Annotated in this window: 22 protein-coding genes; 6 read left to right on the top strand and 16 right to left on the bottom strand. The window is 46.8% G+C overall.

What is annotated here, in order from left to right; genetic code table 11:
- The 3 genes from coaE to yacG all read left to right on the top strand — a co-directional run bounded on the left by coaE (position 1) and on the right by yacG (position 2,691).
- Positions 1-606, top strand: coding sequence for a dephospho-CoA kinase (gene coaE, locus MHM93_RS03915; RefSeq protein ID WP_239448123.1), 606 nt, complete (start codon positions 1-3; stop codon positions 604-606).
- 88 nt (positions 607-694) lie between these two features.
- On the top strand, positions 695-2,374 hold the full coding sequence (pilB, locus tag MHM93_RS03910) for a type IV-A pilus assembly ATPase PilB (protein ID WP_239448122.1): 1,680 nt from the start codon (positions 695-697) through the stop codon (positions 2,372-2,374).
- Positions 2,375-2,451: 77 nt separating this feature from the next.
- Positions 2,452-2,691 carry a DNA gyrase inhibitor YacG gene (gene yacG, locus MHM93_RS03905; protein WP_022945425.1) on the top strand — a complete coding sequence of 80 codons (240 nt, stop codon included), beginning with the start codon at positions 2,452-2,454 and terminating at the stop codon, positions 2,689-2,691.
- 8 nt (positions 2,692-2,699) lie between these two features.
- Here yacG and MHM93_RS03900 read toward each other — a convergent pair whose 3' ends face one another.
- From MHM93_RS03900 to queA, 9 genes are all read right to left on the bottom strand, one after another.
- Positions 2,700-3,473, bottom strand: coding sequence for a YggN family protein (locus tag MHM93_RS03900; protein ID WP_239448204.1), 774 nt, complete (start codon positions 3,471-3,473; stop codon positions 2,700-2,702).
- Between the two features lie 129 nt (positions 3,474-3,602).
- Positions 3,603-4,283 (bottom strand): transporter substrate-binding domain-containing protein, encoded by a 681-nt coding sequence (locus MHM93_RS03895; RefSeq protein WP_239448121.1) that lies wholly within the window; start codon positions 4,281-4,283, stop codon positions 3,603-3,605.
- A 207-nt stretch (positions 4,284-4,490) separates the two neighbouring features.
- On the bottom strand, positions 4,491-6,305 hold the full coding sequence (locus MHM93_RS03890) for a bifunctional diguanylate cyclase/phosphodiesterase (RefSeq protein WP_239448120.1): 1,815 nt from the start codon (positions 6,303-6,305) through the stop codon (positions 4,491-4,493).
- A gap of 69 nt (positions 6,306-6,374) precedes the next feature.
- Positions 6,375-6,893 (bottom strand): hypothetical protein, encoded by a 519-nt coding sequence (locus MHM93_RS03885; protein ID WP_239448119.1) that lies wholly within the window; start codon positions 6,891-6,893, stop codon positions 6,375-6,377.
- Between the two features lie 119 nt (positions 6,894-7,012).
- The gene (secF, locus tag MHM93_RS03880; RefSeq protein ID WP_022945420.1) at positions 7,013-7,957 is read right to left on the bottom strand and encodes a protein translocase subunit SecF; all 945 of its coding nucleotides are present in this window, start codon (positions 7,955-7,957) and stop codon (positions 7,013-7,015) included.
- 9 nt (positions 7,958-7,966) lie between these two features.
- Positions 7,967-9,826 (bottom strand): protein translocase subunit SecD, encoded by a 1,860-nt coding sequence (gene secD / locus MHM93_RS03875; protein WP_045979228.1) that lies wholly within the window; start codon positions 9,824-9,826, stop codon positions 7,967-7,969.
- An 18-nt stretch (positions 9,827-9,844) separates the two neighbouring features.
- Complete coding sequence (gene yajC, locus MHM93_RS03870; RefSeq protein WP_045979227.1) at positions 9,845-10,183, bottom strand: preprotein translocase subunit YajC; 339 nt, start codon at positions 10,181-10,183, stop codon at positions 9,845-9,847.
- Between the two features lie 78 nt (positions 10,184-10,261).
- The gene (tgt, locus tag MHM93_RS03865; RefSeq protein ID WP_053909810.1) at positions 10,262-11,386 is read right to left on the bottom strand and encodes a tRNA guanosine(34) transglycosylase Tgt; all 1,125 of its coding nucleotides are present in this window, start codon (positions 11,384-11,386) and stop codon (positions 10,262-10,264) included.
- A 158-nt stretch (positions 11,387-11,544) separates the two neighbouring features.
- Positions 11,545-12,585, bottom strand: a complete 1,041-nt coding sequence (gene queA / locus MHM93_RS03860; protein WP_239448118.1) for a tRNA preQ1(34) S-adenosylmethionine ribosyltransferase-isomerase QueA — start codon at positions 12,583-12,585, stop codon at positions 11,545-11,547.
- A gap of 143 nt (positions 12,586-12,728) precedes the next feature.
- On the opposite strand from queA, the gene MHM93_RS03855 reads away from it, so the two are divergent.
- Together MHM93_RS03855 and MHM93_RS03850 are read left to right on the top strand one after the other, a co-directional pair.
- Positions 12,729-15,230 carry an EAL domain-containing protein gene (locus MHM93_RS03855; protein WP_239448117.1) on the top strand — a complete coding sequence of 834 codons (2,502 nt, stop codon included), beginning with the start codon at positions 12,729-12,731 and terminating at the stop codon, positions 15,228-15,230.
- Between the two features lie 243 nt (positions 15,231-15,473).
- Positions 15,474-15,677 (top strand): hypothetical protein, encoded by a 204-nt coding sequence (locus MHM93_RS03850; protein ID WP_053909813.1) that lies wholly within the window; start codon positions 15,474-15,476, stop codon positions 15,675-15,677.
- A 13-nt stretch (positions 15,678-15,690) separates the two neighbouring features.
- Here MHM93_RS03850 and MHM93_RS03845 read toward each other — a convergent pair whose 3' ends face one another.
- The 7 genes from MHM93_RS03845 to MHM93_RS03815 all read right to left on the bottom strand — a co-directional run bounded on the left by MHM93_RS03845 (position 15,691) and on the right by MHM93_RS03815 (position 24,527).
- Positions 15,691-16,611, bottom strand: coding sequence for a hydrogen peroxide-inducible genes activator (locus MHM93_RS03845; RefSeq protein WP_239448116.1), 921 nt, complete (start codon positions 16,609-16,611; stop codon positions 15,691-15,693).
- A 107-nt stretch (positions 16,612-16,718) separates the two neighbouring features.
- Positions 16,719-17,987: an inorganic phosphate transporter gene (locus MHM93_RS03840; RefSeq protein WP_022945412.1), complete on the bottom strand. Its 1,269-nt coding sequence runs from the start codon at positions 17,985-17,987 to the stop codon at positions 16,719-16,721.
- Positions 17,988-18,062: 75 nt separating this feature from the next.
- Entirely contained in the window at positions 18,063-18,740 is a 678-nt protein-coding gene (locus tag MHM93_RS03835; protein ID WP_022945411.1) for a TIGR00153 family protein, read from the bottom strand.
- Between the two features lie 270 nt (positions 18,741-19,010).
- A complete protein-coding gene (phoU, locus tag MHM93_RS03830; protein WP_022945410.1) occupies positions 19,011-19,712 on the bottom strand; it encodes a phosphate signaling complex protein PhoU in 702 nt (233 codons plus the stop codon).
- Between the two features lie 63 nt (positions 19,713-19,775).
- Positions 19,776-20,600, bottom strand: a complete 825-nt coding sequence (gene pstB / locus MHM93_RS03825; protein ID WP_022945409.1) for a phosphate ABC transporter ATP-binding protein PstB — start codon at positions 20,598-20,600, stop codon at positions 19,776-19,778.
- Positions 20,601-20,629: 29 nt separating this feature from the next.
- Positions 20,630-22,279 (bottom strand): phosphate ABC transporter permease PstA, encoded by a 1,650-nt coding sequence (gene pstA, locus MHM93_RS03820; RefSeq protein WP_045979224.1) that lies wholly within the window; start codon positions 22,277-22,279, stop codon positions 20,630-20,632.
- Positions 22,280-22,295: 16 nt separating this feature from the next.
- Positions 22,296-24,527, bottom strand: coding sequence for an ABC transporter permease subunit (locus MHM93_RS03815; protein ID WP_239408858.1), 2,232 nt, complete (start codon positions 24,525-24,527; stop codon positions 22,296-22,298).
- 331 nt (positions 24,528-24,858) lie between these two features.
- Here MHM93_RS03815 and MHM93_RS03810 point away from each other — a divergent pair, with 331 nt between their 5' ends.
- On the top strand, positions 24,859-25,359 hold the full coding sequence (locus tag MHM93_RS03810) for an ACT domain-containing protein (RefSeq protein ID WP_022945406.1): 501 nt from the start codon (positions 24,859-24,861) through the stop codon (positions 25,357-25,359).
- Positions 25,360-25,362 lie beyond the last annotated feature (3 nt).

The raw sequence follows: 25,362 nt of genomic DNA, 5'->3' as shown, positions 1-25,362 counted from the left end.
ATGTGGACGCTTGGTCTAACCGGAGGTATAGGCTCTGGTAAATCAACCGTTAGCGCCTTGTTTCAGCAGCTCGGCATCACTGTTGTCGATGCCGATGTTGTTGCTCGCCAGGTAGTACAGCCAGGCACTGACGGGTTAGCCGGCATCGTTAGCCGTCATGGCCGTTCGCTGCTGTTGGATGATGGTAGCCTTAATCGCGCTAAGCTACGTGACATCATTTTTGCAGACGAAAGCGAAAAGCAGTGGTTAAATGCGCTTTTGCATCCACTTATCCGTACTAAGATGCTCACCCAACTGGAGCAGGCACAAAGTGCCTATGCAATCCTTGAGGCGCCACTACTTTTTGAAAACAGCCTTGATAAGTATTGTCAGCGCACCTTATTGATCGATGTGCCTGAAACTGTACAAATAAGTCGTACTTGCGCTCGAGACAATATCACTGAGCAACAAGCACAAGCTATCTTAAAGGCACAAATGTCACGCCAAGATAAAGTCGCAAAGGCCAACGATATTATCTCTAATGCGGGGGGAATCGCTGACCTCAGTGCCAAGGTGTCTCTGTACCACCAAAACTATTTGCACCTCGCCAATTTGCATTCCCGCTAAGATCGATAACACTTAATGTTACAGCTTGTAATGGCTTAAATCATTGAGCTTGCTATACATTATTGTTATTAACTTGGTTGCGGGACCTATGAATATTAACTCACCTTTGATTCGTAAATTTATTACCTTAGGACGTATCGATAGCGACACGGTAAAGGGGCACCAAGAGCAAAGCCGCTGCGCAGCAGAGACCATAATCCGTAGCAGCAACATGAGTAATCAAGAACTGTTGGCACAATGTGTTGAACTCTTTCGCACTCCGTATATTGATTTAAGCTCCTTTGACCCCAGAAGCATAGACAAGCACTTGCTAAATGAGCAGTTGATTCGTCGTCATCATATGCTGCCCATCTCAGCCAAGGGCAACAAGCTATTTCTCGCCGCCTCAGACCCTACTGACTACGGTGCTTTTGAAAATTACGAGTTTAGTACCGGGCTTCAATGTGAAGTGGTGCTGGCTGATTATCGGCAAATAGATAACCTCATCGAGCAGCTGTTCGATGCCACCCACACACTGAAGCTATCGCAAGAGGACAGCGACGAACTCAGCCACCTCGCCAAGCAAGATTATGACAACCACCACCCGGAACAGGGCAATGAGGATGACGACGCCCCCATCATTGTCTACATCAATAAGATTCTCCGTGATGCCATACGTCGAGGCGCTTCTGATTTACACTTTGAGCCCTATGATGGCGATTACCGCATACGCTTTCGTATTGATGGTGTGTTACATGAGATGGCCAATCCACCTTATGCGCTGTCCACTCGCCTTGCAGCCCGCATCAAGGTAATGTCTAAACTAGATATTTCAGAAAAGCGCAAGCCCCAAGATGGCCGCATTAAACTGACGATTTCGCCGCGTAATAGCATTGATTTTCGGGTCAGTACGTTGCCAACTATGTGGGGGGAAAAAATTGTTATGCGCGTGCTTGATTCCTCTAACACGACCCTAGGCATTGATGCGCTTGGCTACGAGGAGGAGCAAAAGCAGCTTTATCTAGATGCATTAAAACAGCCGCAAGGCATGATTCTTGTCACCGGCCCCACAGGTTCCGGAAAGACTGTCTCTCTATACACAGGGCTTAGTATTCTTAACACCCCTGAGCGTAATATTTCCACAGCCGAAGACCCGGTCGAAATTAACGTTAAGGGCATAAATCAAGTACAGATTAACCCCAGAGCAGAGCTCACTTTTTCTAGCGCTCTTAGAGCTTTTCTACGCCAAGACCCAGATGTAGTAATGGTTGGCGAGATACGCGATTTAGAAACCGCCGAAATCGCCATTAAAGCTGCGCAAACCGGGCACTTGGTGCTTTCCACCCTGCATACCAACTCCGCACCTGAGACTATCACGCGACTTTTAAACATGGGCGTACCGGCTTACAACGTGGCTAGCTCTGTTTCACTAGTCATCGCCCAACGTTTAGCTCGGCGACTGTGCAAACACTGTAAAGAACCTGAGCAACTCCCTCGTGATGAGTTACTCAAACAAGGCTACACCGAATCTGACTTAACTCACATAAGTCTATTCAAAGCGACAGGGTGTGATCAATGTACCGATGGTTACAAAGGTCGGGTGGGAATATACGAGGTGATGGAAGTAACTCCCCACATAGCACAAACGATTATGGATGGTGGAAACTCACTTGATATTGCCAAAGCATCAAAAGAAGCAGGCTGTGCGACATTGCGTCAATCGGGGCTACGTAAAGCTGCTGAGGGCATTACCTCACTATCTGAGATTAATCGTGTTACGCGGCTGTAGGTTGTACTTATAGGCCTTTTAAAGCGCTCTGCTCTCAGTTACACTGCCGCCATGACAGTTTCACAGCCCCTAATACTATGCCTACCATTGTAAAATGCCCAACTTGCGAAAAGCAGGTGACCTGGTCTGCACAAAGCCCCTATCGCCCGTTTTGTAGTAAACGTTGTCAGCTGATTGATCTAGGCGAGTGGTCTAGTGAAAACAACAAAATCTCTACTGCAATGAATGGTGACAGCGAAGGCGTCGATAAGGCTGAATTCATAGAGGAAATTGAAGCCATGCTAGCGCAAAATGATGATTCGTTTTTTAAAGACTAACGGCTGGGTTAGCTCGAGGTTTTAATATTCACCAAGTCAAAATCAGCCAATTCAGGTACAATCTGTTGGAGTTTTGATTCTGTTTTATCAAGTGCATTGAGACATCTGCAATATTCAACAGATTTTTGTTCAAGCTGCTGCGCTTTTTTCTGTAACGACTTATCGATTTCCGCTGTGATGATCTCCATGCGCTGACCCATATCGTTAATGCGCTCTTCGATATTTCCCTCTCGAGATTGGAACGCGTCGCCCAGCGACACCAGTATAGCTCCCAAAGAGCCTTGGATTGCGGTGTGAATTTTATTCGATACTTCTTGGGCAAAAAAGTCATCTAGTTTGGATAACGATTGCGGCGCAATAAAGAAAAAGTCGTCTCCACGCTTAAACTTGTCGCGTAACGCTCGTTCTACATACTGTAACTGTGTTTTAAGAATTTCAGGCTCTTTGTCAGATAGCCCCGTGACCACATCCTCAATGGCACTCAGCCCAATATTAACGCCATCGGTGGCGAGATCTACTAACTCTGGAACAGTATCGCGGATCATCATGCTATATTGATGCAGCACCGCTGTCTCTTGCTCGCTCAGTTCAATCCACTGCCCACGCACAACCAACTGCTGGTCTTGGTTTATTTGCACACGGGTTTGGTTGTTATCAACGATGCGAATAATGTCGTCAGTGATGATAAGCCCGTGGGTTAGTTCCACGTCACAATGAGTCTGGGCATGTACGTTGTGTACACCCACTATGGATAACATGACAGACAGACCCAACCAACGCAGTGACATAGCAACTCCCAAATAAGCTGCGCTAAGATTATCAAAGAGTGACCATGAAGCAAATAGGCAAATTTTTTGTTAGCCCTGCGCTTCATAAGTAAAACAGCGAGGAACTACCGCTTGTTCAACATGTTAAGGTGACTCAATGTAAAAAGGGTTGGCCAGCATAATATGTCGGCGTGACGCTAACGACAGCGTCTCTAGGTTGGCTGAGAAGTAGCGTGTAAATAGCGCATCAAACTCACCGCGCTGGATAAGCACATCCAACCCCTGTCGAAGGTGTGCCGCTAACTCAGGCCGATTCTTAGAGACAAAGAAGTAAAATGCACTCGGGTAATTAAGCACAACGTGATCAACAATTTGTAGCTGCATCTGCTGATGGGCTTGTAGTTCATCAACCACTTCAATCACGGAACGAGGAAAATAATCGACCCGCTGCTGCGCTGTTAAGCGAAACATCGTTTGATAATTTGCTACCGGTTTTACCGGTAAATTGTTAGCGGCGAGTATGTTGGTATCTGGCCAATCATGACCTTGCACAGCGCTGAAATGGCGTAGCTGCGATACTGACTCTACGCCACTGAGTGCCCTTGCCAGTTTCGGGTGCGCAAGCAGTACTCGCTGACCAATGAGCCCCTTAAATAGCGGTGCCTTAACCGCAATAGCTAACTTTTCTCGTGCTGGGCTAGTCATACTCCAGTGCACATCGACGCGCTCACCATCAAGCATATACAAAATACGCTGTTGATGCGGATGCACATCAACATAACTGATAGTATATGGCTTATCACTGATTGCTAATGCGCTTTGCAATAGCGCTTGTAGGTATTAATCACGGGGATACAGAGGCCGCATCTCTTGGGCAACACGAACTGTTTGCTGAGCGTAAACAGGGACACAGAGCATAAGTGAAAACAACAGTGCCCTTGTTAATAATCCCTCAACCATCATTCACCTCCTCAGCTCTGCGCTCAAACTACCGTCCATATTGACACAGTGCAACACAGAACTAATGTGATTTTATTCATGTAATGACAACGGTGAAAGCGAGTCCAGTGGCTCAGGATGTAAACGAAATAACGGTGCGGCGGGCCCGCGTCGCTGGCAGCAAAAGAGGTGGCTCCCTTTGTGACGCTTCGCCTCTTTTTTTGCATCGGTCGCTAATGTCGCAACTTGGTGACTATTATCGCAGCTACGTATATCTGGTGTAACTAACCCCACGGCCAAAGCCAATAACGGCACGAACTGACGCTGCCCTTCACGATTACAGCTCCAATAACCTTGCGCTGCGATATGCTCAGGGCTAAAAAATCGCCGAACCTGAGTATCAAAATCAGCAATCACAGCCTGGCAGGTAGCACTGGCATCCTCACCATCAAATACAACCATAAAGTCATCACCGCCAATATGGCCAATAAAGCAGGGAACGGCTTGGCAATGACTGCGGATGATATCGGCCAATAATTTAATCACGCTATCACCGCTGGCATAGCCGTATAAATCATTGAATTGTTTGAAATGATTCAAATCAAAATAAGCAATGGAAAAGGCACGGTTGCTGCGCAAACGGTGCTCAATCGCATCATTAATGGCGATATTGCCGGGTAACATGGTCAGTGGGTTAGCATGCTGGGCATGACGCACTTTTTCTTCGGTCATGTGCTTGAGAATTTGCCGCAGATGCACAACACCTAAATACTTACTGCCTCTAGTTACGATGATATAGCGACGAATATCAAAATCATTGTCGGTAATTTGCCGGCTCACTCTATCAAGCTGTTCATTTTCATCAACCACGAGTGGCTGAGCATCCATCAACGACGCTATCGGCTTTTTGTCATACAAAGCATGACCATAAGGTGAGGCAAACACTTCTGTTAACTGCTCTTTGTATAGCAAGCCAACGGGCTGGTGATACTGATCAATAACAACCAATGAAAACAGCGCCTTATCGTTATCAAAAATACGCTGCGCCTCTCGACACAAAGTATGTTGGCAGATAGCTTGTTGCTCTATCGCTAACCATCCCACCGCCAGCGATGGCTCAACAAAGTGCTGATGGTGAGTGTGCCCTAAACTTTGAAAACGTTGCGCCTCAAATTGCTGGCTAGGCTCTGCACTCGGGCGCTCGAATAAATATCCCTGTACCGTATGTAACTCGAGTGTTCGTAACAATTGAAACTCTTCTTCTCGCTCTATTCCCTCAGCGACCACGCGAGTATGCGTGGCTTTTGCTAGTTCCGTTATAGATTTTAAAAACTCTTTTTTCACCGGACTTTGATCGCAATGATCAATAAAGTAGCGGTCTATTTTAACAATATCGGGTTGTATTTCTGACCACTGTTTAAGCCCTGAATACCCCGCCCCTAAATCATCTATGGCAATGAGAAAGCCAAGCTGACGGTAATGTGCAACCGCTTTGCGCAACTGCGCGGTATTATCCACTTTATCTTGCTCGGTGAGCTCGATGACTACTTGATGCGCACCGAGGCCGTAATCGCGCAGCAGCTGAAGAGTTTGCCCTTTAGGGTGAGCCGGATCCGATAACGTGTTGGGGCTGACATTGAGAAACAACTTGCCAGCTAATTGCTGCTCGGCGAATGAGGCTATTGCCGTTTCTCGACACAGTAACTCTAATTCGGAAAGACGATGGTGCGCTACAGCACAGCTAAATAGAGCGTCGGGTCTATGCAAAAAGCTATCTTCAGGCCCCCTACTGAGTGCTTCATAGCCAATTATCGCTTCTTGGTAGAAGTCAAAAATAGGTTGAAAAACGCAGGTAACTTGGCGCTTTTCAATAATCTCGGCTAATTCTGCTATTAATTCGGCACTCACTACTTTGTACACCCAATATTGAGGTGGTAATAGAGTCTAGCAAGGGATTATGACAATGTTATGAACTGACTATTTTCTCTGCAATTGCCGCTGAATGATATTGAAATGGGCTTGCGCTTTGAGTGCATGTCGACGCGCCGACACAGTATTAACTGCGCCAATTTGCGACTCTCTCACCATAGCTCTAATTAGCAGCGGAAGAACTGTCGCCTCCTTAATATGATAGCAAATCGGTGCCTCAAAGGTGGGTAAAGCATCGCCATTATGGTATTGCTCACTCAGCTCTGCATACGTTAATTGCACTGAGCTATCAAAGCCTTGATATAAGCTCTGTAGGTACGTGTCACACTCGGGAAAGCGCAGCCTTAGAGCTGGGATTTGCGCATACATAGCAACGGCTAAGGCTGTACTTATATGCTCGAGCTCTGGTGCTCGTCCTTGCAAGCGTAACTCACTGAGGAGTTGCTCGCTCATGCCTAGGTACACTTGGGCTGCTGAGTTCGAATCAGCAGTTGGCTGTGGCTTGCCGACGCTGTCACTGCAAGCACTTATTGTTAGCAAAGCTAAGACCAGTAAAAACAACTTCATAAGACTGGGCCTGTATAACCGCTGTGACAGCGAGCTACATTCATTGTCACAACCGAGGAACTGGATATATAAAAAATGCCGCATTAAAGCGGCATTTTCAACGTTTTTACCTTTATTCTCTAAGGCATAGGATCGAGATCTGCGCCCTCTTTCTCTACTTCTACGGGGATCAAGTCCTCTTTACTAACTCCAAGGAATACCGCCACAGAGCTGGCAACATAGACCGACGAGTAAGTACCGATGAATACACCAAAGAGTAATGCCGTAGCGAAACCATGGATAGTTTGGCCACCCCACACAAACAAGGCTATCAATACCAAAATAGTGGTAATTGAAGTAACCAAGGTTCGGTTCAATGTCTGTGTAAGAGAGAGATCGATAATTTCCAAGGTGTCGTCAATACGCACTTTACGGAAGTTCTCACGGATACGGTCTGAGACAACAATAGTATCATTAAGTGAATAACCGATGACCGCAAGAATCGCCGCCAAGATAGTTAAATCAAACTCCAAGCCTAATAGTGAAAACAGGCCCATAGTCAAAATAACATCGTGGAACAAGGCAAATACCGCACCTAGGGCGAAACGCCACTCAAATCGTAGGGCAACATAAAGCAAAATACAGATCAAAGCAGTCAGCATCGCTAAACCACCTTGCTCTTTCAAATCTTCACCTACGCTGGGACCAACAAACTCGATACGGCGCATCTGCGCCTGTGCATCGGCCTGTTTTAAGGCTGCCATTACTTGGTTACCAATGACCTCAGCTTTCACTCCCTCTCCTTGTGGAGGAAGACGCACAAGTACGTCTTTACTGGAGCCAAACAGCTGTACAGAGGCATCAGCGAAGCCATTCTCTGCGAGTACTTTTCGTACTTGGGAGAGCTCAGCAGGCTGTGAAAAGCCCACTTCTACAGCTGTACCACCGGTAAAATCTAACCCAAAATTAAGGCCTTTAACCACGAAAGACGCCAGCGCGGCAATAATCAATAAAATTGAAAAGCCCATCGCTACTTTGCGTGCTTTCATGAATGGTAAAGTACCTTTCACTTTTAATAATTGCATGCTTCGCTCCTATATCGATAGCTTTTCAATGCGCTTACCACCAACAACTAAGTTGATAACCGCACGGGTACCAACAATGGCGGTAAACATTGAAGTTAAGATACCTATTGCCAAGGTTACCGCGAAGCCAGCGATTGGGCCGGTTCCCACTGCAAACAGAATAATCGCGGCGATTAAGGTGGTAATATTGGCATCAAAAATGGTACTGAAAGCACTGTCGTAACCGAAATGGATGGCCTGCTGTGGACTGCGTCCATCAGCCAATTCTTCGCGGATACGCTCGAAAATAAGTACGTTTGCATCCACTGCCATACCAACTGTTAAGACGATACCAGCAATACCAGGTAAGGTTAGCGCAGCACCTGGGATCATCGACATCACTCCGACAATCATCACCAAGTTAGCCCCCAAGGCTAGGTTAGCAACCAAGCCGAAGCCTTTGTAATAAAGCAGCATAAAGGCTAAAACAAACGCGAAGCCAAGCACCACGGCGGTCATACCCGCTTCAATATTTTCTTGGCCTAAGCTTGGACCCACGGTGCGCTCTTCCACGATTTGAATAGGTGCAACGAGGGCACCTGCACGAAGCAGTAAACTCAAGTTATGTGCTTCAGCTGGGTTATCTAAACCGGTAATGCGGAAACTACGCCCTAATCGTGCTTGAATCGTCGCCACGTTAATTACTTCTTCCACTTTGATAGGCGGAAGCGGCTTTCCGTTTTCGTCTACTTCGCCAGAAGGCTTGTATTCAATAAACACGGTCGCCATTGGCTTACCTATGGCGCGTTTGGTAAAGGCATCCATCTTGGCACCGCCTTTAGAATCCAGCTTAATGTTAACCTGTGGACGCTGATATTCATCCATGCCAGATTGTGCACCCGTAATATGGCTACCTTCCAGAATGACTCGCTTTTTCAGTACCACAGGACGGCCTTCGCGGCTCATGATCATTTCAGTACCAGGCGGTGTGCGCCCTTGCATCGCCAATCCTGGATCAGCATCTTGGTCAACCTCACGAAACTCTAGGGTTGCCGTAGCGCCTAAGATTTCTTTTGCACGCGCGGTGTCTTGAACACCGGGTAATTGCACAATAATGCGCTCTGCGCCTTGACGTTGAACATTAGGTTCAGCAACACCTATTTGGTTAATCCGGTTACGAATAATGGTCTCGTTTTGCTTGATCGCATAATCACGCAACTCTTTAATACGCTGCTCGCTCATTGAGGCAATAAAGCCGTTGTCGTTGTTGCTGTCATCAACAAACAAGTAACCTGGGTAGCGGTCTTGTAAGAAGCGCTCTGCAGCGTCTTTGTCTTGTTCACTGCGCATCACCACTTGCACGCCATCGCTCCCCGCTACGCGGCGGATAGTGCGATAACGCAGTTTTTCTTCGCGTAAGTCTGAGCGGAAATCTTGCTCCATCTGGTTCAGGGCGTTATCCATCGCCGTCACCATGTCAACTTCCATGGTGAAATGCACACCACCACTTAAGTCAAGACCGAGCTTCATTGGGTTACCACCAATGGCTTTTAACCATTGTGGTTGAGCTGGCGCCATGTTGATGGCAGAGATGTAATCTTCACTTAAGTTGTCGCGCAAAATGTCCTGAGCTTTAAGTTGTTGTTCGACATTTTTGAAGCGGACCAGGATCTGGCCATCGGCGAGTTTGCTCGACTTGGTTTCAATTTTATTATCAGTCAGGATTTTATTTACTGTATCTAGCGCACTGAGATCGGCGTCGGTTCCCTTTGTTCCGGTAACCTGAATGGCCGGATCGCGGCCATAGATGTTCGGGGTGGCATAAAGCACCCCGACTGCCAATACAACAAGTACGAGTAAATATTTCCATAAGGGAAACTTATTTAACACGTATCTTTCCTTTTTGGTTTATAGCGACTTCATTGTGCCTTTGGGTAGTACTGCGCTAATCGCAGACTTTTGCACTGTTACTTCGGTTTGGTCGTTCAGCGAGATAAGCACAAAGTCTTTATCTTCAGACACCTTAGTGATCTTACCAACCATGCCGCCTTGAGTAAGCACTTCATCACCTTTGGCTAAAGCGCTCATTAGGTTTTTGTGCTCTTTTACTCGCTTAGCTTGCGGGCGGTAGATAAGAAAGTAAAAAACCAAACCGAAAATGGCCAGCATAATTAGCATTTCATAGCCACCACCAGCTGGTGCGGCGCCCGCTGTGCTTGCATGTGCGTTTGCAATAAATAAACTCATCAGGTAGTCCCCTTAAGTACTTAACTATTAATTTTAGTGTTGTAAATTACAGGCAAGCCCGCACAAGGCGGGCCGCAATTATTCTGTTTCTGCGAGCTCTGGAACCGCAGTATTACGGCGAGCATAAAAGTCTGCTACAAAAGCGTCAAGCTTGCCGCTGGCAATTGCCTCACGTAACCCTTCCATTAAACGTTGGTAGTAGCGCAAGTTATGAATGGTGTTCAAACGCGCACCGAGAATCTCATTGCACTTATCCAAGTGATGCAAATAAGCGCGTGAGTAGTTCTTACAGGTGTGGCAATCACATTCACTGTCCAGCGGCGCGGTGTCAGTCTTGTGCACGGCGTTACGGATTTTAACCACCCCACCGGTAACAAATAAATGACCATTACGTGCGTTTCGTGTAGGCATCACGCAGTCAAACATATCAATACCACGACGTACCGCTTCAACGATATCTTCGGGCTTGCCGACGCCCATTAAATAACGCGGTTTTTGCTCTGGCATTTTGTAAGCGCAATGGTCGAGAATATTGATCATGTCTTCTTTAGGCTCGCCTACAGAGAGTCCACCGAGGGCATAGCCATCAAAATCAATTTCCTCCAGCCCTGCTTGCGATTGTGCTCGCAGCTCTGGGTACATACCACCTTGAATAATACCAAACAGCGCTGACGGGTTATCACCGTGCGCTTCTTTTGAACGTTTTGCCCAGCGCAGTGACAATTCCATAGAGTCTTTTGCTTGCTTCTCTGTTGCTGGGTAAGGCGTACATTCGTCAAAAATCATGACAATGTCAGAGCCTAGATCACACTGCACTTGCATCGCTTTTTCAGGGCTCAGCATTATTTTCTCACCGTTAACCGGAGAGCGGAACATGACGCCTTCTTCCGTTATTTTACGCATGGCGCCGAGACTGAATACCTGAAAACCACCGGAGTCTGTCAAAATCGGCTTGTCCCACGCCATGAAATCATGGAGGTCACCGTGTTGTTTAATAATCTCGGTGCCCGGGCGTAGCATGAGGTGGAAAGTATTTCCCAAGCAAATGTGCGCCCCCGTATCCTTAAGCTCGTCTGGGGTCATCCCCTTTACTGTGCCATAGGTACCTACCGGCATAAATGCGGGGGTTTCAACGACACCGCGTTCGAAAATTAAGCGCCCACGGCGTGCTTTGCCGTCGGTTGTATCTAGTTCAAATTTCATGTGGTCCTCAATAGGTCGGAAAAACAGTCCAACTCGAGCGCAAAATGCGCAGATTAACCGCCCGATTTTACCTGTTTTGTCGCAGCAATACTATGAATTGGGGCGAATCGAAGAAATAAAAGCAACAAATAAAAAAAGCCGCTTCTTGCGGCTTTTTCTTAGTCTTTATCTTGGCGGGTTAAAAACATCGCATCGCCATAACTAAAGAAGCGATAACGCTCTTTGATAGCCTCTTGATAGGCCGACATAATATGCTCCTGCCCAGAGAATGCGCTGACCAGCATAATTAATGTGGACTCCGGTAAGTGAAAATTAGTGATCATGGCATCGACAACATTGAACTGATATCCAGGGTAGATAAAGATATCGGTATCGCCAACATAACTAATAAGCTCACCGCCACCGATCTTCGCTGCCGATTCCAAAGAGCGCACCGAGGTTGTGCCCACGGCAATAACGCGCCCACCCTGGGCTTTAGTTTTCGCAACGGCATCAACAACATCTTGTGGTACATCAATGTACTCTGAGTGCATGTGATGCTCTTGAACGCTGTCTACCCGCACCGGCTGAAACGTCCCTGCACCAACGTGTAGGGTCACAAACGCCATAGCAACGCCTTTGTCCTTTAACGCAGCCATTAACGGCTCATCAAAATGTAATCCGGCTGTTGGTGCGGCAACTGCACCGGGTTTTTCACCATACACAGTTTGATAGCGCTGCTTATCTTCATCAGTATCAGGGCGGTCGATATACGGAGGCAAAGGCATATGGCCAATCTGCTCAAGGGTGTCTAACACTGACATATCCCCTTTGAGCTCAAGCTCGAACAGTTCGCCTTGACGGCCAATCATTTCCATCTGCGCTTGCTGTTCAAGAACCATCACCGTTCCCGGTTTAGGTGACTTATTGGCTCTCACGTGAGCAAGCACACGCTTATCATCCAGCACTCTTTCTACAAGCACTTCCACCTTGCCACCCGAGCGCTTTTGTCCATGCATACGGGCAGGGATCACTTTGGTGTTATTAAACACCAACAGATCACCAGGTTCGATGAATTCAATGATGTCCTTGAAGATATGGTGGGTGGTATTACCGCTGTTACCCTCTACTTTTAACAGGCGACTTTGGCTACGTTCCTTTTGCGGAAATCGAGCGATCAATTCTTCAGGTAGCTCAAAACTAAAATCGGCCACGCGCATGGGTTTTCTCCGGGGTGCTGAAAATCGCGCCAATTCTAGTTCCCCCCTTGACTGAAATCAAGCGCATAGCGCTTGTCTCGGGTGACAATTACCTATAATCTAGCGGATTCAATTTAGGTCTTAAACAGTTGGGTTGCGATACCATGGCTACGCCGTTGAGCCTCATGATAGTCAATGCCAGTGCAGTTGAGCGCAGCATCATTAAACGTACTTTGGGGCGTCTCGATATTTTCTCTGTGCTTGAGTTCGCAGACTCTCAAGAAGCATTGCAGGTGCTGAAAGAACGCGCGGTAAGCTTAGTGATTACCGGACTGGATGTAGGCACCATCGATGGCTGGCGCTTTTCACGAATGATTCGCTCCGGATTGCTGAAAACCCCTAAACACACCCCGATTGTACTGACTCCCCCTTTTTATTGTGAACGTATCGCCGAAACCACAGCTCGCAGTTATGGTATTGATGCGGTTGTGCCCATTGAGCGCCAAGATTTACTACCGCAAACACTGGCCAATGTTCTGTCTACGCAACTCGATAAAAGCAGTCGTTTAGGCCTGTTGCTACTCGAGGCCGATAGCACCAAAGCTAAAGCGATGAGTGAGGCCTTAGCATTAAACTTTGCAGTTGAAGTATGCAGCTCTGTGCGCCAAGCCTTAAGCACGTATTTGCAAGGGCGTTACGCCATCGTGTTGCTTGATGCCAGTATTGCCAATGCCGAGACTGCTAACGAATTGGTACAAAGTATTCTCACTCATAATGCCAGCCAAGCGATCGTCACTATTATAGATAGCCACGACGCTGACTATGCCGAGCGTTTATTGTTGAGCGGCGTCACCGACTTTATTCGTCGCCCTTACAATGACGCTCTACTAATGAAAGTGTGTGATCACGCCGCGCGTCGTGAAGACTTTATAGCCAGCTACAGCGAGTTTGAGAAGAAAGTGGCGCAGCTAAGCCAAAGTCAAACACGCTATAAAGAGCTCTATTCAGCGCACCAACGCATTCTTATGCACCTTAATACCATCGTTATGGAGCTCGACGAGCAAGGCTGCATCCGCTTTATTAACCCAGCCTGGGAAGCAAATACCGGGTATGGTTTAAAGCAAAGTATTGGCAAGCCGCTTACCAACTACGCGTTAGCGCATGACCAAGCAAGGCTCCAGCAAGTATTGAGCGCTGTTGCTCAGGGTGAGCAAAAGCGACGCAAGATAGAAGTGCAACTGGTCACACAACAGGGCAATAGCACTTGGTTTGAATGCCGTTTCCAGCATGTAAATGAAGCCAATGCTGGCGCGGTGATCACCGCTTCCATCGACAATATTGAAGAGCGCAAGCAGGCGGAGTTACAGTTACAACACTTAGCATTACACGATACCCTTACAGGGCTTCACAATCGCTATTATTTTGACCAACAACTCTCTCAGTTGTGTCGCCAAACCCGTGCTGATGATGAGCACGCGCTGATTTATATCGATCTTGACCACTTCAAAATTATTAACGACAGCAAGGGCCACCAAGAAGGTGACGTTGTTCTTAAAGAGGTCGCCAACTTGTTCCAAGAGCATATCGGCGATAGCCATTTAGTCTTTCGCATCGGCGGCGATGAGTTCGCTATTTTACTTAAAGACACCCCATTTTTAGACGCTCATATGGTGGCTGAAGGGGTATGTATGGCCATTGATAGCTACCAGTTCCATTGCCAAGAGCAGCTCTACTCTATTAGTTGCTCAATCGGCATTACACAAATATCGGCACAGAACAACGATGCGAACGAATGCCTTAAGCAGGCTGATATCGCACTGTATATTGCCAAAAGTCAGGGCCGTAATTTAGTGCATTGCTATGATGCACGTGACTCGCAAAGTAATGCGATGCAAAGCGGCTTGGAATGGGGTCACAATGTGCGCTCGGCACTGCAGCAAAACAACATCGAGTTACACTATCAGGCCGTGTGGGACATTAAGCGCTCCCGTATTGCTTATTATGAAGCCCTATTAAGGCTGGTTGTTGATGATGAGCTTATCTACCCAAACCAGTTTATCCCAGCCCTTGAAATGCTCAATGACAGCTACTTGATGGACCAATGTGTAGTTCGCCGAGCGATTAGCGATCTCAGTGAAAACCCGCAGTTACAGCGTGTTGCCATCAACCTCTCGGCGCAATCGTTTTTAGATGAGCGTTTGTTGCCGCATATTCGCGCCATGCTCAATGACTATCACGTTGACCCCAAGCGCGTTATTTTTGAAATTACGGAAAGTGCCAGCATTGATAACCTGAGTGCGACCCGAGACATGATCTGCGCGCTTAACGAGCTTGGCTGTGACTTTTCCATTGATGATTTTGGCACTGGATTTAGTACCTTTGACTATCTCAAGCGCTTGCCAGCGCAGCATGTCAAAATTGACGGCTCATTCGTGCGCGATATGCAACATGACCCCATAGACTATGCGTTAGTTAAGGCCATCAACGATATTTCACGCTCGCTGAAAAAGCATTCAGTAGCGGAATACGTTGAAAATAAAGAAATTTATAACCTACTTAAAGAAATTGGTGTCGATTACGCCCAAGGCTATTTTATCGCCAAACCCGCCCCGATAGCATCACTGCAAAACAATCAAAAAATAATCTCTGCAAAAACATCTAGCTAAGTAATAACGAACGAAATTTAACAATTTAGCGCTTTTTCTGAGCGCTCATTTAGCTATACTCAAATTATTCAGTGCGCTGTGAGAGAAGCAGGTTAAGCACGTACAGTTAATTATTAACCTGCTGAAAATACTAAATAAATCATAAAGCCCAACAATGGAATGTGGCATAGCCGGAGAGGTTATATCGGCTTAGAAGACATTGTCTATCAATGACATCAACAAGGCTCGTTAAGGAAAATCAACATGACTGCTTTAGTAACATTACTGCTGAGTATAAACATGCTCATCGCCAGCCAGTGCTACCTTCACGCCAAGCGCAAGGGGTATCCGGTACGGCTGTTTCTAGCACTGGGTGTTATTCCGTATTTTAACCTTGTGGTTTGGGTCTATTTGCTGTTTTTACCAGCACTAGAAAAGCCCCTGTTTAAACCAAAATCAACCCCATAGCCAGCTAGGTTTATTAAGGCTCTTCGCTGCCCACGGTGCTGCAAGTACGTAGGAAGTCGCCGACTTTATCGCTGAATAGCCGGAAGTCACCGATTCTTCCTGTGGTCTTGCGCCAAATTAAACCAACATCGCGATGCGCATCAGCGCCGGAGCTGGTAGCCACCAGCGGCTTGGCATCAAGTATGCCCGCGTTAATCGCCATTTGTGGTAAAAATGTAACGCCCAACTTATATTCCACCATCGACAGCAAGGTGTGTAAATTAGCGGCTTCGAATGGGTTGATGCAACTCGCTCGCTCCAAATTACACGCACTGAGCGCATGCCCGGTCATACAGTGCTCACGTTCAAGGAGGAATACGCTGTGCTCTGGAAGCGCATTGTAATCCACCGACTCATCAATGGGATAGTCTTTGTGTTTCACGAGGTAGAACTTGTCTTTTGCCAATATCTGCGTGTGAAAGCGTCCAGTTTCATAAGGCAGCGCTAGCAGCGCGATATCGATATGGCCATGCTCTAACTTATCGAGTAGGTTATCACTGGTGTCCTCTACCAGCACTAAATCTAAGTCTTTAAACGTTTCTTTGCAGTAGCAATAAAGTGGCGCAGCGACAAAGCTAGCAATAGTCGGAATAACGCCTAGCGTTAGCGTACCACTAAGCGGGTGCAGATGGCTACGGGTCAGCTCTTTCACACTCATGGTATCGTTAATAATTTGCTTGGCCTTCGCTACCACTTCTTCGCCAATGCTGGTGAACATTAAACTGCGATTTTCACGCTCAATAAGTTGCACGCCGAGATTTTCTTCAAGGTTTTGAATCGCGCTACTCAAAGTCGACTGGCCGATATAACAGGCGCTAGCTGCGCGACCAAAATGTTGATGTTGATGCACTGCGATTAAATATTGTAGTTGCTTGATACTAGGCAGGTTGGTCATGTTTATTGCTCACAAATAAAAAGACCCCAACACCGAGGGCGCTGAGATCTTTTCAAGCTAAAAGACGGTTCTGTCATGTGTTGTGGGAGGTCACTCCCACAACGACGTTATACGCCGAATACTGTTCTTAATATGTAGAAGATTACAATAGCAAGAGCAGCACCAACAGGCAACGTTATTACCCAAGAAACCACAATGTTTCTAATCACACTCATATTCAGTGCGGCAATACCCCGCGCCATACCCACCCCCAAAACAGCACCGACTAGTGTTTGCGTGGTCGAAATTGGCAAGCCAGTACCAGAGGCAATAACTACTGTTGATGCGGCTGCAAGCTCGGCTGCAAAGCCTCGGCTTGGCGTTAAGTGCGTAATTCCTTCACCAATGGTTTTAATCACTTTCTTACCTAAGATAGCAAGACCCATTACGATACCTAGGCCACCTAAAGGAAGAATCCACCATGCAAGTGCTGCTTTTTTCGCAAGCTCACCGTTATTTTCAACGATATTTACAACGGCAGCAAGTGGACCTATGGCGTTGGCAACATCGTTCGAACCATGTGCAAAAGCCATACAACAAGCGGTCAGTACCATCAGTACGGCAAACACTTTCTCAACGTTGTTAAACTGCATCGCCTTATCGGCTTTAGGGTCCATTTTTAGGCGTTTAATGGCAAGCATACCAATAATGCCGATAAGCACAGCAATGGCTACCGACAAGGCATAACCTTCAACCGTTCCTAGGTTGATACCAATGTGCTTTAGGCCTTTTTTGATAGTCACCAAGGACATGACAAAACCAGCCAAACCCATATAGATAGGTACATAGCGTTTAGCATTATCCAGTGGGTTATTGGTATCAAAAATAAGCTTTTGCGCACTCATAAAGATAAGGTAAGCAATGAAGCCCGACAGCGCAGGCGTCACCACCCAGCTACCCACAATCCCCGCAACCTTGGTCCATTGAATCGCTTCGCTACCTACAGCAACGAGAGCAAAACCAATAATAGCGCCGATAATAGAGTGTGTTGTGGAAACAGGCCAGCCTAAAAAGGACGCAATTAATAACCAGCTACCAGCCGCGAATAACGCTGAAATCATACCCAACACCATCAGTTCGGGGATATCAGCAAACGGAGCGGCGTCAATAATGCCTTTACGTATGGTCGATGTAACCTCACCACCGGCTAAGTATGCGCCAGCGAATTCGAAGATCATCGCAATGATAATCGCTTGTTTAATGGTCAGTGCTTTAGAGCCCACTGACGTACCCATTGCATTGGCTACGTCATTGGCACCGATGCCATAAGCCATGAAGAAACCTACCGCAGCGGCAACCAACACCAGCACGGTACCGTAGGACGAAATAATATCCATCAGAATAACCTTATTGTCTTAACTTTGTTTGAGCCAGCAGTGTGTTCATATTGTCTTTGCTGGATCTTGGCAATGTTAACGAGCTAGCAATACTTCTAAACGCGAACCAACGCGCTCAGCAATATCGGCTAAATCGCCCACCCACTCGATGATCTTGTACAAGAACATGACATCAACAGGGTTTAGTGTATCTTCAATGCGACGCAATTCTTGACGTAGCTTAATTTGCATATCGTCTGTGTCTTGCTCAATCGCATCAAGTTCGGCGAGCATTTTCTCAACCAGGGTTACTTCACGACCACGGAAGCCTGTTTCAAGTAATTCATCTAGCTCATTAATAGCTTTTGATGCTTGCTTGGTGGCGTCCACACAGCGTGATAGATACTGTAAGAAGTCGCTTTGGATGGTTTTTGGGATTGCCATCTCACGGCCAATAACGCGTCCAGCTATGTCTTTAGCTTTATTGGCTATCTTGTCTTGGTGGGTGATCAGTTCGAGCAAGTCGGTGCGCTCAACTGGAAGGAACAGTCCACGTGGAAGATTAAGTCTAATCTCACGTTTAAGATCATCGGCCTCACGCTCTATGGAGCGTATTTTAAGACGTAACTCTTCCGCTTCTTGCCATTGAGACTCAAATACATGCTCAAAAAAGGGAATGAGTAGCGCACTCGCTTTGTGCACTTTTTTAATATGATCTTCAATTGGTTTAATAGGTGATTTTGCAAAAACCCCTAAAAACGCATTACTAGGCATAACTGACCCTTTGAATCTAAGTTTGCAATAAAACCGTCATAAATAGGTCATAAACATAGACTACATTGGTTTTGTAGGCTCGTTTCTTTGCTATTTTCCACGACTTAGTTTAACTATGCTTTCGAGCGCAATTTTACCCTATGTGCAGCTCAAACGCATCGAATTTCATGCCTTATTCAGTAAGCTTTTACACTCAACTGGCAATGATTATTTAACATCATAAAAAAAGGGCAAATGTCCGTATTTGCCCATCTTTATTTTCTAAAATAATTACAGTGTCTTAGCGATATCTTCTTGGGAAATATGGCGAATATCCTTGCCGTTGACGAAATAAATCACATATTCGGAAATATTCTGACAACGGTCACCAATGCGCTCCAAAGAACGTACCGACCAAATTAAGTCCATTACCTTGGGAATTGAACGCGGATCCTCCATCATGTAAGTCATGATTTGACGGGTGAGTGCTTCATACTCACGATCCACTTTTTCATCCGCTTTGTGCACTTCAAAGGCCTTCTGCGCGTCCATACGGGCAAACGCATCCAATACGTCATGTAACATGATTGACACTAAGCGACCCATATTTTCAATATTATTGAGCAACCCTTGCTGATCTTTAGTGAAAGAGTCTAATGCAACTTTGGCAATGCGCTCAGCCTCATCACCAATGCGCTCTAAATCAGCAATAGTTTTGGCAATGGCAACAACTAAACGTAAATCACTGGCCGCTGGTTGGCGTTTAGCAATGATGCGCGTGCACTCCTCGTCAATGTTCACTTCCATGGCATTCACGCGGTAGTCATTAGCTTTGACCTTTTTTGCCAACTCAGCATCGTTTTTACTGACTGCATCAAGGGCACTGTTTAGTTGCTGCTCAACTAACCCACCCATGCTCAGAACATGGTTACGTACACTCTCTAGCTCTTCATTAAACTTGCCGGAAATGTGTTTGTTTATATTGTGTTCCATAATCGCCTTCTCAAAATTCTACTCTAGTAATCATAGCAACAAGCGTTGCAACATGCCGCGAGATTAACCGTAACGACCGGTAATGTAGTCTTCGGTTTTCTTCTTACTAGGGGTGGTGAACAGAGTATTAGTATCGGCATACTCAATAAGCTCACCCATATACATAAATGCCGTTTGATCAGATACCCGCGCCGCCTGTTGCATGTTGTGCGTTACGATCACTACGGTGAACTTGTTTTTGAGCTCACTGATCAACTCTTCAATAACCAGCGTTGAAATGGGATCCAGCGCCGAAGTTGGTTCATCCAGCAATAACACTTCGGGTTCGATGGCGATAGAGCGAGCAATCACTAAACGCTGCTGCTGACCTCCAGAGAGACCAAATGCACTGTCGTGTAGACGGTCTTTTACTTCGTCCCACAATGCCGCGCCACGTAATGACTTTTCCACCACTTCATCGAGTTTACGCTTGTCTTTAATACCTTGTAGGCGCAAGCCATAAACCACATTCTCATAAATAGACTTAGGGAATGGATTCGGGCTTTGAAACACCATGCCAACGTTACGGCGCAACGCTGCCACATCCACACGCTTGTTGTAGATATTCTCGCCGTGAAGCAGAATCTCACCGTCGATACGGCAGCTATCTACCAGGTCGTTCATGCGGTTGATACAACGTAGTAATGTTGATTTACCACAACCCGATGGGCCGATAAACGCGGTTACCTGACCTTTGGGAATATCCATACTGACATCACTTAGCGCTTGCTTCTCGCCATAGTAAAGATCGAGATTTTTAATCTGCAATGCTGTTTGCTCTGGCGTTAGGTTATTCAAATCTAGCTTATCGCTGCTTGATGCATTTACCTGGGGTGCAACTGTAATCATAACTTTGTTACCTATCTCAATTCTTTACATTACTTATCTAGGGCGCGGAACTTTTCACGCAAGTGGTTACGAATACCAATTGCGGTGATGTTCAAGGTGATGATCACCGTCACCAGTAAAAACGCGGTTGCATAAACCAAGGGTCGCGCAGCCTCTACGTTCGGGCTTTGGAAGCCAACGTCATAAATATGGAAGCCTAAGTGCATAAATTTACGGTCTAAGTGCACATAAGGGAAGTTACCATCTAGCGGTAAAGTCGGAGCCATTTTTACCACCCCAACTAGCATCAACGGTGCCACTTCGCCCGCCGCGCGCGCTACCGCCAGAATAAGGCCGGTCATAATCGCTGGGCTCGCCATTGGCACCACGATGCGCCACAGTGTTTCCGCTTTGGTCGCCCCTAGAGCGAGTGAGCCTTGACGCACTGACCCCGGGATTCGAGAAAGTCCTTCTTCGGTGGACACAATCACTACCGGCAAGGTCAAAATCGCCAGGGTCAACGCCGACCACATCACTCCAGGCGTACCAAACACGGGGCTAGGCGCCGCTTCAGGGTAAAATAGCTGATCTAAACTGCCACCTAACATATAGACAAAGAAACCAAGACCGAATACCCCGTACACAATCGACGGTACACCTGCGAGGTTAATCACCGCGATACGGATCATCTTCGTCACCGCATTTTTCGCTGCGTATTCGTGTAAGTAGATAGCGGCCACCACCCCAAAGGGTGTCACGATCACGGCCATTAGCATCACCATAAACACGGTACCGAATATTGCTGGGAAAACGCCACCTTCGGTGTTCGCTTCACGCGGGTCATCGGCGATGAACTTGCCCAACTGACCAAAGTAATGACCGAGCTTGGCAAAGAAGCCCATGTCATTTGGCTGCCAAAAATCAAGCACTTGATAAAGCGGTAAGGTCACCATTTCACCACGCATGTCTCGCACGATCACTTTGTCTCGCTTGGCGGCGTCACGCAACGCAAAGAGCTCTTTCTCATAGCCTTTATAAGCTTCACGCAAACGTTTACGCTCGGCTTCAAGCTCAGCCATGTGCTCGGGTGTTAGGTCATTATCAAGCTCATACGCACGCTCTTGTAGACGTAATTGCTCAAGTTCATAGTTAATGTGACCGATTTCACCGTTTTGTAAATCAAGCGCCTGCTCATTAAGCTCAACCGCGCGCTCGACCAGCTCTTCTAATTTGGCAACCTTGTCGCCTTGAACCAGCTCACCTTGCTCATAGACCTGCTCAATATAACCATAGAAGTTACCGTTTTTTGAGCGTTCAAACACTGCGAGCTCTTTCGGCGTCGACTGTTTTTGGATGTCGGTTTCTAATAACCAACGGAAATCCAAATCAACATACTCACGGTTACCGGTTTTAATTAGGTATCGGGTAATCTCTTCGGCGCCATAGTTTTTTAACTCAACCCCGGAAGCTCGTACTCGACTCGCAGGCACCGCCTCGCGATCATAGATTTCACCAATGACCGTTTGCTGAGGTACAGAGCCTTGCACTTCAAACTGGTGTACTTCTGATGGCCAGAAAAAGCTCAGGCCACGCCATGCAATTAGCGCTAACAAGCCAATTACAGAAATCAAACTGATGCTTACAGCACCACCGGTCATCCAAATCCAAGGAGAACCAGACTTAAACCACTGTCTTACCATGTCGTGTCTCCTCTAATTACAGTGAGCTGTATTTTTCACGCAGACGCTGACGAACAAACTCAGCAAGCGTGTTAAACACGAAGGTGAAAATAAAGAGCACAAAGGCTGCCAAGAATAGAATGCGATAGTGTGAACTGCCCACTTCAGATTCCGGCATCTCTACGGCAATGTTTGCTGCTAAGGTACGCATACCTTGGAAGATACTCCAATCCATAATCGGGGTATTACCGGTGGCCATGAGTACAATCATGGTTTCACCCACGGCGCGGCCTAAGCCCATCATAACCGCCGAGAAAATACCCGGACTCGCTGTCAGCAAGACCACCCGTACTAAGGTTTGCCACTGGGTGGCACCTAGAGCCAGAGAGCCTTGCGTAAGGTGGCGAGGAACACTGAATACTGCGTCTTCGGCAATCGAAAATATGGTCGGAATAACGGCAAAGCCCATGGCAATACCTACCACCAACGAGTTGCGCTGATCGAAAGTCATACCCAATTCATTGGTAATAAACTGACGTGCATTACCATCAAATAACCAGTTTTCAACGCTGCCGCTCATAGCAAAGGAGACCCAGCCAACCAGTAGCACAACCGGCACCAAAATAATTGAGTGTGCTCCATCAGGAATACGATGACGGATCTGCTCAGGCAGTTTTGTCCAAGCAAAGGCGGTGCTGATAATGGCAACGGGCAGCAATATCAACAACGCGACTATGGCGGGCAAGTTTTCCTCAATCAAAGGCGCTAACCAAAGACCAGCAAGGAAACCGAGAATAACGGTTGGTAAGGCTTCCATAATTTCAACGGTGGGCTTCACCACTTTGCGTAGTTCGCTAGACATAAAGTAAGCGGTATACACAGCAGCAGAAAGTGCAATGGGCACGGCAAATAGCATGGCGTACATCGCCGCTTTAAGAGTACCGAAAGAAATTGGGATCAGTGAAAACTTAGATTCAAAGTCATCACTGGCCGACGTTGATTGCCAAATATAATCAGGCTCAGGATAGCCTTCATACCAGACTTCCTGCCACAACCCAGACCAAGTTACCTCCGGATGCTCATTCTCAATTTCTATCACCTTCACTTGGTTATCAGCCAAGATCAGCGCCGCATTTGAACGCGGAGCAATGGCAAAGTTTTTGATCATGCCATCGGCCACTTTGCCTTGCCATAGTTTCGCTTCACTGGTGGTGTAATACACCCCTAGCTCACCATTGTCACCGGCAGTAAAGAAAGTGCGGCGATAAAATTCGGTGTAAATATCTATGGCTTTTTGCTTTGAAGTTTCAAAGGCGCGGATTTTCTTAAAGGCTTTGCCGTCATCGGTATTCACCTCAAACCACTGCGATACCTCGCCATTGTCGTTTGCCAGCATCAGTGAATTGGCGCCAGCAAGCAGCTGCGCGGAAATAATGTTGGCATTTTCTTCGTTAGCAGCAAGTACTTGAGTCAGCTCTACGTCGCTGGCATAACGGCTGTTATAGATATAGATTTGGTTGGCAGAACGCACGAAAACGCGACTGCCGTCGGGCGAGATCAACAGCTCATCAATGCGGCCATCGATGTTAAGCTCGGTTTGTTCAGCAACCCACTCAACCTCGCCGGTCATGAAGTTTTCTTCACCGACATAGGCGCTAAATACCACTCGCTTGTCTGCGGTTAGGGCCACCATCACCACTTTTTCTTCGCTTTGCGAGAACGCAAAACGTGTAATGGCCTGACCTTGTGGGTCAACCTCTAGCGGCTTTTCGCCTAAGGGGTAAGTCAAACGAGGAGTCAACTTGCGCTGATTATTAGGGAAGCTCACCATAAAGCTTGGCTTAACGATAACCGCCTCACCATTGCTTAAACCATAGGCATATAAACCTTGGTGCGGTGCGCTAGACGCAAAGCTGGTCACGTCTGCAGGAAGAGCCGTTTTCAGCTCGGTCATTTGTTGACCAAAGCCTTGCTCTTGAATGTTGTAAAAGTCCACCGCCCCATCACGCTTAAGCAGATAGGCAATTTCGGTTTGTTCTTCAAGCCCTAAGCCGACAACATCCTGTTGTGCAACATCAAAGCTTGCACGCTCTTCGATGTGCGCAGACTCAAAAATAGGTTGCACCACATAGAGGAGATAGAAAAATATCAGCAACAGCGCCACGAGCACCATTACCCCGCCAGAGGTAATGCCAAACTGGGCTATCTTGTCTTTAAATAGACGGCTTCTATCCGTGCTAAATGTTAAGTTTTGCGGATTGGAAGTCATCAATACACCCTTATATCTTTACGATGCGCGGATTATATTTCATCAAAATGACAGTTTTGTTACATAACGGAAAAACTAGTACGAAATGAGTAAAAAACACCCAATACTACCAAGGCTGTTTTTACATCTGGTTATGACCTATAGCAAATTGCCATTGCGAAGAATTGGACAAACCCCGAAAAGGGGTCAATACTTGCTCATAGCGAGCACATGAAGACCACCTTAACTTTTTAATAATTATACGTTTATCTATCTTATTTTAAGGCTGTGCTCGAAAAAGGCAGCCGCATGAGCTGACTAAATTTCCACAATAATAAAGAGACCGTTATTTATGCAGCAGTTAGTACTGACCGTATTAGGCCAAGATCGTCCCGGCCTCGTTGAAGAACTTTCCTCCGTCATCTTAGATCATCACGGCAATTGGCTAGCCAGCAACCTCTCACATCTCGCTGGTAAGTTTGCTGGTATTGTTCAGGTCGAGGTCGCTGAAGAGCACCTGAAAGAGCTTCAAGACGCACTACAACAATCCCCTCACTTAGAGATCCGTATTGAATCAGGAGATAAACTCGCCAATGACACGCCTGAGTGTTTAAACCTTGCGATCACAGGAAATGATAGACCTGGTATAGTGCAAGAATTAGCCGCAGTGATACGTCACAAAGGCGCCAACATCACGCACCTGACGTCGAAGCAACAAAGCGCGCCCAACTGGGGTTCGCCCTTATTCAGTGCGGTTGCTACGGTTACCTTGCCAGCGGGAATGCAGCGCGATGTTGTGATCGACGCTCTGGAATCAATCACTCCAGATGTTATCGTTGATATAGAAAGCTAAAAA

This window comes from Pseudoalteromonas sp. MM17-2, from assembly GCF_022347945.1.
Lineage (GTDB): Bacteria > Pseudomonadota > Gammaproteobacteria > Enterobacterales > Alteromonadaceae > Pseudoalteromonas > Pseudoalteromonas ruthenica.
The sequence above is the reverse complement of the archived record's forward strand: the minus strand, read 5'-3'. Positions and strand labels throughout refer to the sequence as shown.